The following is a 9423-nucleotide window of genomic DNA, read 5'->3' on the forward strand; positions in this document are numbered from 1 at the left end:
TTTCTCTATTAATAAAACATTGTTCTAGTTTTACCATCAAATTCATACATTAGATTATGATTACGTTCTGCTATTTTTTTAGCGGGTATTCCACCTACTACAGTAAATGGTTCTACATCTTTTGTGACAACTGCTCCGGCAGCAATGACAGCCCCTTCTCCTATATGTACATTATGAAGGATTGTAACGCGTGGTCCTATCCATGCACGATCACCAATGATTATAGGACCGACTTTGGATTTGGTTGCTCTAAAATATGGATCATTATAGTCATGTTGGTCTGTCCATAAATGCACTTCAGAACCAATATTCACATTTTTACCAATTACAATACCTCCTCTCCTCGCATCTAATATAGCATTATCACCGATTATTGTTCCTTTATCTATTATTAAATTCCATGAACCTCTTAATTCGGCCCCGAAGTATACTACTGCTCCCTTTCCTATTTTCACCTTATATAAATTTGTATATAGAAAATTTCTTATGTAATGTGATGGTATTTTCCCTACTTGAAAAATAGAATATCGATAATATGACAAAAATAGATTACCTAGAAATCGTCTTAAGTGTTGTAATAATAATGACTGATTTGAAGTCTCAATGGACTGAGATATATCAATAGACAAATTGTCTTTACACGTTGTTCTTTTAATTACCCACCATTTTAATGGAAAGTAGAAGAGGGTGAATATAACCCATTTTATATAGATTATTATTAATAAAATGATAAATAGTTCTATCATAGATATAAGTGTTTAGAATAATTTTTGCTTATTATACCTACGGATTCCTATTGCATCCAAAAGTAAAGCTGTCCTGTAAACTATTATCTGCTTAATACTATGAGACGGAATCATATCTTTCCATTTTGTTTTATTTTGATATGAGAACCATTCTCTTTTGAATGGAGAATCACATAGGTTTGACCACGGTTTTGTTCCTGTAAAATGAATGAATATAGGGAAGTAAGTTTTTGTTTTAAATAAGTCTTCTTCATATTCTTCTTTGCTTATATAGCGAGTATGATAATTGGATATATAATTCCATCGGCTATCAAGTATCATTTTTTTATCAAATAATATTGCATTTAAAGCATCTTGATCAGGATGTCTTACTTTATTAGAACCGATATAGTTAATACACTTTTTGGTAAGTTCTAATTCTTTCCATTTTGCTACATTAATTAGCAGCACTCCTGAATTGAAATAATTATAGCTGGGATGATAACCTAATCGGTTATATAATGCCGGAAAACGACTCAGGATATCTTCTGTTGCACAAATGGCATTATCACCCATCTTTGTGGAAAATAATTCATTCAGATTACCACGACAAAGTATGTCACAGTCTAAATATAACACCTTAATAATATTTTTGTCTAATAGTTCCGGTAGCATCAAACGAAAGTAGATAACAATCGGCCATTGATCCGAAATAGGGAAACCCTTAAAAATAGTCTCGTCTATATCATAAAATTGGATGTCATTATTATAACGTGTTGCTATTTCCTGCAAGTCTTCCTTATTTTCATCCGTCAGGTGATAGCAAAGGATGTGCATTTTAAGATGTTCATCTCTATTATTTTCAAATAAAGACACCATCAGTACACCGCAAAAGCGAGTGTATTTGGAATCAATATTGCAAGCAATATGCATAGTTTCCGTTTTCATATAACTACTTATATTTTTTATTCTTTATCCACATAAGAACTGTTAGAAGAAAATTGCTGTATCTGAAAGAGCCGACAAGAGACCCTCTGAACCACGATTTTTTGAAATCTTTTCGCCATAGTCGTGATATAACAGCTTGTTGTGAATTTCCGTTTTCAGAAATAGTAAAAAGCTCTATTGCTTTCACATATTCATAGCGAGGATTCATGGCAAAATGGCCTAAATTCCATATACTGATGCTCAAAATTTCATTGTTGCAATTATATGCATGACAAGAGATGAAACCCTTAGCAACTTGTGTAAATAGGGTTGTATTGGTATTCATAACTTCGGTTTTCTTCTCATTATTGCTGGCATCGAAGATCGGAGTTATCTGATGATTGGCTTCTTGGTAAGACACAGTACGATTTTGATCAGTAACTGAAAATACATCTTCTAATAATAAGACTAAATCACCTATATACTTTTGTATGCCGTTCTTCATGAAATCGCATAAAAGTGAAGCTTTAAATTGTCCAGCATCCTTTATAGACTTTCTATCTTCGGATACTAAGAGATAATAAGCAAACAATGAGTTATGTCCTTTTCTCTTGAACAGTCGGTTTAAAGCTTCCTGACTAGATCGGGAACCGGTTATATCAACCATGCCGACATTATTCATGTCTGTTACTTCTTGTCTAAAATACTTCAATAAATGCGATGTCATTGTGTTCCGAACAGATTCAATCTTTTTTATATTAAAATCATTCGATAATATTGTGTGAAGCAATTGTTCTGTAGATAATTTATCCTTATCGACCGGCAACTCCAAATCTTTTATGTCAAGGCCAAATTGATCCAAATAATCTTGAGCGGATAAACCTTTAATACCTTTTAATTTTAAAAATGAAGTGTAGGATATATCTTCAATGCAAGGTAAATAAAGTGTCCGGCGACTGACATAAAAATAGGTTAATTTTATATCTGGAAATAAAACAGAGAATTCTTTTGCTATGAGATAAAACATATAGCTGTCTCGCGCAAAGAAAAGTAATTGTTTGATCTTTTTATTATGAGCATCATTTAGTATATCGTATACTTGAGATACAAATAAAGGAGCTATAATGTCAAGGACTAATTTTCTGTAAATATCTTCATAATCTGATTGATAGATGGAACGTACAATTGAAGCTATTAATTTTCTTGGCTGTTCAATGTAATTGGTTTCACTATAAATCGCTTTACCTGTATAAGGAAGTTGGACGGGGGAACTCAATAAATGTGCTTTGATGCCGTTTCTTTTGGCCATTAAATAATCACTGCGATGATTGTCACCGTAATGATGCCATGTGCTGATATTGTTATTCAAATCACTGAAAATATGTTGGTATAAAGTTCCGTGATGTTTGGTCTTAAGATATTCGGAAGAAACATAGATTTTATCATATTCTTCTTCCATGATATGCCATTTCATCAAGACTTCTTTAAGAACTTTTTCCGGCAAATGCATATCCGAAATAAAAATAATATGATAGCCTTGCTGACGATATTTTTTCAGACATGCTATATTCTTCCATATTGGGATCAAAAGTTGTGCCATCAAACTAAATTCAGTTTCCATAATATCACTATTCGGGACTGCTGTTAACGCACTGAAGTCACATTGTTTATAAATATCCTCAGTCGTTATTTCTTCTGTTGTGGTTTGCATATGTGCTGTTTGTTCGCCCATTTTTCTGATGCGTATAAATTCGCATAAATCCATTAAATTGACATCATTCCCTAATATATTATAGCCAAGTATACGAAACATTTGTTCTTCATTGCCGCAAGAAAGCAGCAATAAAGTATCGAATATGTCGAAAGAAGCAATTTTCATGATAAACTATCATTTATGTGAGATAAATAAGAAAGGGATTTTCTTCTTTCTTCTTCTAGCTGCTGATTGATCAATGAGTAATCGATTGTGTAGTTTTTCATTTCAGGAAATTTTCCTTCTTTAAAGAACTGCTGATGAAAATTGAATTGGTCAATAAAACTACGATGACGTGCATTCATAGATGTTTTGGAATCTTTCCAACGTAGAGTTGTAATAAATGGACGGTTAAAATTGGCGGAAAACGCCATTCCATGAAATGAATTGGTCACTACTATACTTGCATCCATGAAGAGTCGTAACCACTTTTCTACAGAAATAGGACCACTGTATGTCGCGTTTCCTTCTATACTTTTTTCGTCTCCTCCAATGTGAATAATAGGTAGATTTAGATCATTGGCAACTTTCTGGCTTAGCTTATACATATACTCTGTGGGCTGTAAGAAATAAGTAAGTACATAATTACGTCCTATCTTTTCTTTATCAGCAAAAACTTCCCATTCATTTTTATTTAATAATAGAGTAGGATCTAAAACATGTAATGCTTTTTTCCCGGATAATTTGCTTATAAGCTCTGCACTTTCTTTTTCGCGAGAAGAAAGAAAATCTAAATTTTTTAGACCCTTTACGAAATATTCTTTAACATGTGAAGGTATTTCTGGAAGTCCTATACTTGGAGCATAAGCCAATTTTATGGCTTTATTTCTTACAAATGTAAGGAAATAGACAGGGTTGTTATAGGTTATATAGGCATTCCATACTTGATCACTAGCAACTACATACGCATCATATATAGGAGGATTATCATATAGATTTTCTGTCTTGTAGTGGTATTTTGATAAGTGAAAGTTCTTTCGAAATGAAGTAAAGTTCCTGTAATCTACTTTATCTCCTTGAATGTTTTTTATATGCCATAAAAATTGGCGGAAAAGCTTATATTTATATATATATATAAGCTTTCCTTTTATACTTTTCCTACTTCCATGTATAAGTTGGGTAAAATGGAAATCGCTGGGATGATTATAGTCATATGCGTTTTGAGTAGCATAAAACATACCCGGAGGGCAACAATCAATTATTTCCGCAATACAATTGCAATGCTTTTCAATGGCATATTGAGTTGCAAATGCCTGCAACATGGAACCATAATTATGATAAAAATGAACGGTTACTATTCCAATTTTTTTGCTCATACTCTAGTTGTAAATTTAAAGATTTTACGAATTATCATGGCTGTATAACTAGGTTGAATACATGCCAATGTTGTGAATATCATTCCTTTCTTTTGATAATTTTGGAAAAAGAAGTTACGCATAGGGTGTGCTTTGGGAGAGGAGATTAATGACATGTTTCCTTGTTGTACAGTGTTATAGTCACTTTCAACAATACGAGGCATTGCTGATGACAACTCTTTTCCTTTCTGTGTATTTACAATAATTGCGCTGATACCTTTATTGTTATCTTTTGAAGAAAGAATCTTTTCTATTCCCCAAAAATCTCCTATAGTAATATCCGAACCACTACTTTGATTACGAAAATGACAGTTATGGCATGATTGTCTGAGATAGAGGTTATCTAGAAAACCTTTGTTAAAAATATCGTGCGCCCAATCATTGCATACGCATGATGGCGAGGTTTTATATTCTTTGAAACATAATTTCAAAGAATATAAACGCCAAAGACATTTGTTTTCTTTTGCTCTAAAGTTTATGTCAACAATTTCTTTTTTTCTATTCTTTATAATTCTAAATATGCATTTCAATGGGTTAGAGGCAATGTTCATTGTTTGCATAATTGATATTTCAGTTAAATAACTCTGAAAAACTTTTTGTGATGGAACACCGTGACAAATAATATCTATTGTATAAAGATTAGGATATTTTTTCATCTTCAAAAAACTATGAAGTCCTCCTATTTGACAAGGAGTACCTGTAAATAAGACAATTTTGTCTTCATCTAATAATTTCTTGACTTTTTGGAATGTGTTATTTATGTCACTTTGTAGATATTTTGAACGACGTAGCCTTTCTAAGTCTTTCAAATTGTCAACAATTTTATGGTGAAGATTCCAATCATTGTCAAAACTCGCCCCGGTTACAAATCCTCCTTTGTTCAATATCTCGTTTGCAAAATAATAAAATGCTCCTCCCGAAGAACTAGTCATTAATATGTCTTCATTTTCATGTTGATATGCAAATACACATATAGGACTGATATTTTTACGTTGAATCAAAATCGGACAAACTTTTTGGCATATTTTACAGTTGATGCACTGTTCATTGTCGATGACCGGGTATAAAAATCCTTCCGTATTACGTTCCATTGAAATGCAATGTTGAGGGCACTTTTGTGCACATGCGCTGCATCCACAGCAATCAGATGAATTATCCAAAATTTTCATTTCTTCAATTTATTTATCATTGATTGAGTATACCGAATACAGCGAAATGGAATACTAATGACAGCTAAAGCTATTTTACTTAATGTGCAAGCTATAGGGAACTGCATATTGTATCTAGTCAGCTTTATCATCTTGGAAGGGTGAGTATATATAGAATCATAATCATTAATGACGCGTGGAGATAAATATCGATGTAATATCTCATTTCGTTCATAGTTAAAGTGTTTTCTGTCCTGTGTACTAGTACCACCAAGTAAGTATTTGACAATAGTAATATCAAGTTTCTCATATTTACAGTTCCGTCGGATTAATGCTTCCATAAAAAACTCAAAATCAGATAATATTTTATAGGATTCATTATAGCCTATATCTTTCATTAATTTTGTTTTTATAATAGTAGCTTGATGATTAGGAGTTGCAATAAATAAATTTTTCATTGAAATTTCAGAAGGAGATTTCCATATACATTTAAAGACTTCTTGGCCATTAGAAAAGGACATGCAGCAAGCATTGCCTATATATATATCTTTTCCGTTAATTTGAGGCATGACTATTGATAGTACATTGTTATTCGCCAATGTATCCCCCGAATTCAAAAAATTGCAATAATCACCTTTAGACACAGCAATACCTTTGTTCATTGCATTATAAATACCTCTATCTTTCTCACTGACCCAATAAGTGATTTTATTTTCATATTGCTTAATTATATCTACACTACCATCTGTTGAACCACCATCAATAATGATGAATTCGTAATCGGTACAGGTCTGATTGACCACACTTTCAATAGTGCACCTTAGTCCTTCCTTATTATTATAATTTATAGTTATAATAGATAACATCATATCTTTATAAAAATCGTTGTCTGCTCCAATTAATATTGTTTTTGATTACATGAGATGGAAAACCGACATTCAATGTGTTTGATTCGATATCATGCGTAACCAATGAGCCATTACCTACAATTGAATTTGAAGCAATGTGTACTCCTTTTAGAATAGTTACTCCTTGACCAGTCCATATATGTTCGGACAATTCTATATCTTTCTCATCATTTATCTTTTTCCCGTTTTGTATGATAGCATGACTGTCTCCCGTACGAAATGTTACGTCATAAGAAATCATACAATCGTTTCCAATAGTTACTTTTTTCCCTTTTCCTGTAACAGCAATATGAGCACCTTCGATGGTAACATTATCGCTAATAATAATTGAATTATCAGAATCTTCTATCCAAAGAATGTGTCGTGAATAAGGCAATTCTTTCCAATTTCAATATTAAGATTCTTTCCTAATAGGATAAATTTGCATTTTGAAATCACGCTTCCAGTTCCAATATTAATTAACATATTATCGCTGTTATTTGACACATGACAGTTTACTTGTTGTAATTTACAATCTGGTGCAGTCATCTTTATTCCTTGCATTTTTGCTTTGTATAGGTAAAGTTGCCTATAGAATATCTTTTTTATTCGTTGTATCATTTTTAAATATTATTTCGCTTTATAAGCAGATAAATTCCATCTGAAAATTTTACAAAATTCACTATAAGAAAAATGCTTTAATATGAATGTTTTTAAATAATCCACACTACCATCTGTTGAACCTCCATCAATAATAATATATTCGTAATCCATACAAGTTTGATTGACTACAGATTCAATAGTTCTTCTTAAACCTGAAACGTTATTATAATTGATTGTGATAATTGATACTTTCATTTCTGTAACTTATTATTAATAAGATTGAAAACTCTTATTTTAAAAGATTTAATTCCCGGAGCAAAAAACCAAAACAGAACTACTGTTAATATGAAATAAATCACAAACAAGATAAAAACATACTTAATAAAATCCATCCATGATTGTGGCAGTATTAGGATAAAAGGACGTATAAAAACAACAAAAGAAAAAGACAACATCAACAATAAATAGTATTTTAAAGTTGACTTCCAATATTTTTTAATTTCTATATCAAAGCCCGAATTAAACAAATAATAGGGTTTCCAACAAACGACTATCAGCAAAAGAGGAACGATTTTTCCTATAAGAATACCTGATACCCCCAATTTTGGTGCAAGTAATAAAGTTAAGCCTAAATTAAGTAATCCTTCTGTCCATGCAGCCCAAATATCTGCATAATGCCCATAAGCATAATTAAAATTATCTACTACTCCTCGAGATAAAAAAATAAAAGTGTTAACCATAAGAAGAATTAATATACTTTTACTGAGTATATACTGTTCTCCAAGCCACAAAACAATAAATGGTTCTATAAACAAATATACAGATGTAACAACCAACCCAGCAATAAAATAACGTATACACATCAACTCCCAAAACACATCTAATATTTTATCTTTATTACCTTCTGCCACTAAATTACCAACTCCTGCACCTACACTATCTAAAGTTGAATTAAAAAGATAAGAAGCTTTAGTTATCAACAATGTATAATTTCCATAAAAAGCAACCATCTTCAAAGAAACAAAAGCAAAGATTAGTATTTGATCACTCTGCATTAATAAAAAGTCTTTCATCTTATGTACAAAGACCTGCCGAGTACTTTTCATTATTTGTGGATACTTACGATTATAAATTCTTGCTTCTTTTATGTTTGTTTTTAACCATGGATATTCCTTGTCTATCTTTATATTCAAAATAATACTTCCTATAACCCCGAAACACAGTTCAACCAAAATCCATACATAATAATTTTTGAAATAGATACATAAAACAATTTGTAGAATAGTTTTTACAACATTGGCAGATTGCAAATATGCAGATACTATGTAATTCTTTTGATCTGCTGTTAATAAAATACTCCTGTAATTTACAAAGTATCCTATCAATGAAGATATTAGAAATGAGTAGAACGCAAAGTATATAATAAAGAGGTTGAATGATGTATCTGAAAATATCAATGGAAAAAAAAGACTAACAACAAAAGCTATCAATAAAATGACACACCCAATATAACGATACAACCACCCAAATAAAGAAATCATTTCATTTATCGTACCTTGATCTCCTCGTTGAATTGGTTTATATAAATTAAAACCGATAGCAGCTCCAACCCCTAATTCTGCTATATTCAAAAGATTCAATATATTTTGTAATGTCCCTGTTAATCCTATAAAATCAGCTCCCAAACTATCCAAAAAAATTTTTCTGGAATAAAACGAGAGAACTAGCATTACAAAATAAAAGATGAAATTTATTCGAGCGTTTAATATACTTTTTTGAACCCGTGATGGCATTTTTTATCTAACTAAAAGTATTATAATCATATCTATTTATTCTACTTATGTTTCTATTAAGAAAAAATCATCTCCTTAACAATCTACTAAGTCAAAGATGGATAAATAAAAAGTAAGACTAATAGATATAATTCTCTAAATGTATATCCTATCTCAATATCTACTTTTTTTATGTTAGCGTCCAAAAATGACATATCCGATAATGAAAGCCGTCAAAAGAGGGTTCCACTAT

8 protein-coding genes and 1 pseudogene are annotated in these 9423 nt (G+C 31.3%); all 9 read right to left on the reverse strand.

Annotated features, from left to right (window positions below; genetic code table 11):
* Window positions 1–8: 8 nt before the first annotated feature.
* The 9 genes and pseudogenes from DXB63_RS18370 to DXB63_RS07980 all read right to left on the reverse strand — a co-directional run bounded on the left by DXB63_RS18370 (window position 9) and on the right by DXB63_RS07980 (window position 9092).
* Window positions 9–455 (reverse strand): DapH/DapD/GlmU-related protein, encoded by a 447-nt coding sequence (locus DXB63_RS18370; protein ID WP_304650815.1) that lies wholly within the window; start codon window positions 453–455, stop codon window positions 9–11.
* Window positions 456–758: 303 nt separating this feature from the next.
* A complete protein-coding gene (locus DXB63_RS07940) occupies window positions 759–1673 on the reverse strand; it encodes a glycosyltransferase family 8 protein (RefSeq protein WP_122125865.1) in 915 nt (304 codons plus the stop codon).
* 4 nt (window positions 1674–1677) lie between these two features.
* Window positions 1678–3531, reverse strand: coding sequence for a hypothetical protein (locus DXB63_RS07945; protein ID WP_122125866.1), 1854 nt, complete (start codon window positions 3529–3531; stop codon window positions 1678–1680).
* Complete coding sequence (locus DXB63_RS07950) at window positions 3528–4721, reverse strand: polysaccharide pyruvyl transferase family protein (protein WP_122125867.1); 1194 nt, start codon at window positions 4719–4721, stop codon at window positions 3528–3530. Before DXB63_RS07950 ends, DXB63_RS07945 begins: the two co-directional genes overlap by 4 nt.
* A complete protein-coding gene (locus DXB63_RS07955; RefSeq protein ID WP_122125868.1) occupies window positions 4718–5929 on the reverse strand; it encodes a Coenzyme F420 hydrogenase/dehydrogenase, beta subunit C-terminal domain in 1212 nt (403 codons plus the stop codon). The genes DXB63_RS07950 and DXB63_RS07955 overlap by 4 nt, the downstream gene beginning before the upstream one ends.
* The gene (locus DXB63_RS07960; protein ID WP_122125869.1) at window positions 5926–6777 is read right to left on the reverse strand and encodes a glycosyltransferase family 2 protein; all 852 of its coding nucleotides are present in this window, start codon (window positions 6775–6777) and stop codon (window positions 5926–5928) included. Before DXB63_RS07960 ends, DXB63_RS07955 begins: the two co-directional genes overlap by 4 nt.
* Window positions 6778–6781: 4 nt before the next feature.
* A complete protein-coding gene (locus DXB63_RS07965) occupies window positions 6782–7192 on the reverse strand; it encodes an acyltransferase (protein WP_122125870.1) in 411 nt (136 codons plus the stop codon).
* A 308-nt stretch (window positions 7193–7500) separates the two neighbouring features.
* A pseudogene (locus tag DXB63_RS07975) lies at window positions 7501–7653 on the reverse strand (glycosyltransferase); the annotation flags it as partial.
* Window positions 7650–9092 (reverse strand): lipopolysaccharide biosynthesis protein, encoded by a 1443-nt coding sequence (locus tag DXB63_RS07980; protein WP_233522821.1) that lies wholly within the window; start codon window positions 9090–9092, stop codon window positions 7650–7652. The gene DXB63_RS07980 and the pseudogene DXB63_RS07975, both read right to left, overlap by 4 nt.
* Window positions 9093–9423 lie beyond the last annotated feature (331 nt).

The sequence above is a fragment of the Bacteroides sp. OM05-12 genome, from assembly GCF_003438995.1.
In the GTDB taxonomy this organism is placed as follows: domain Bacteria; phylum Bacteroidota; class Bacteroidia; order Bacteroidales; family Bacteroidaceae; genus Bacteroides.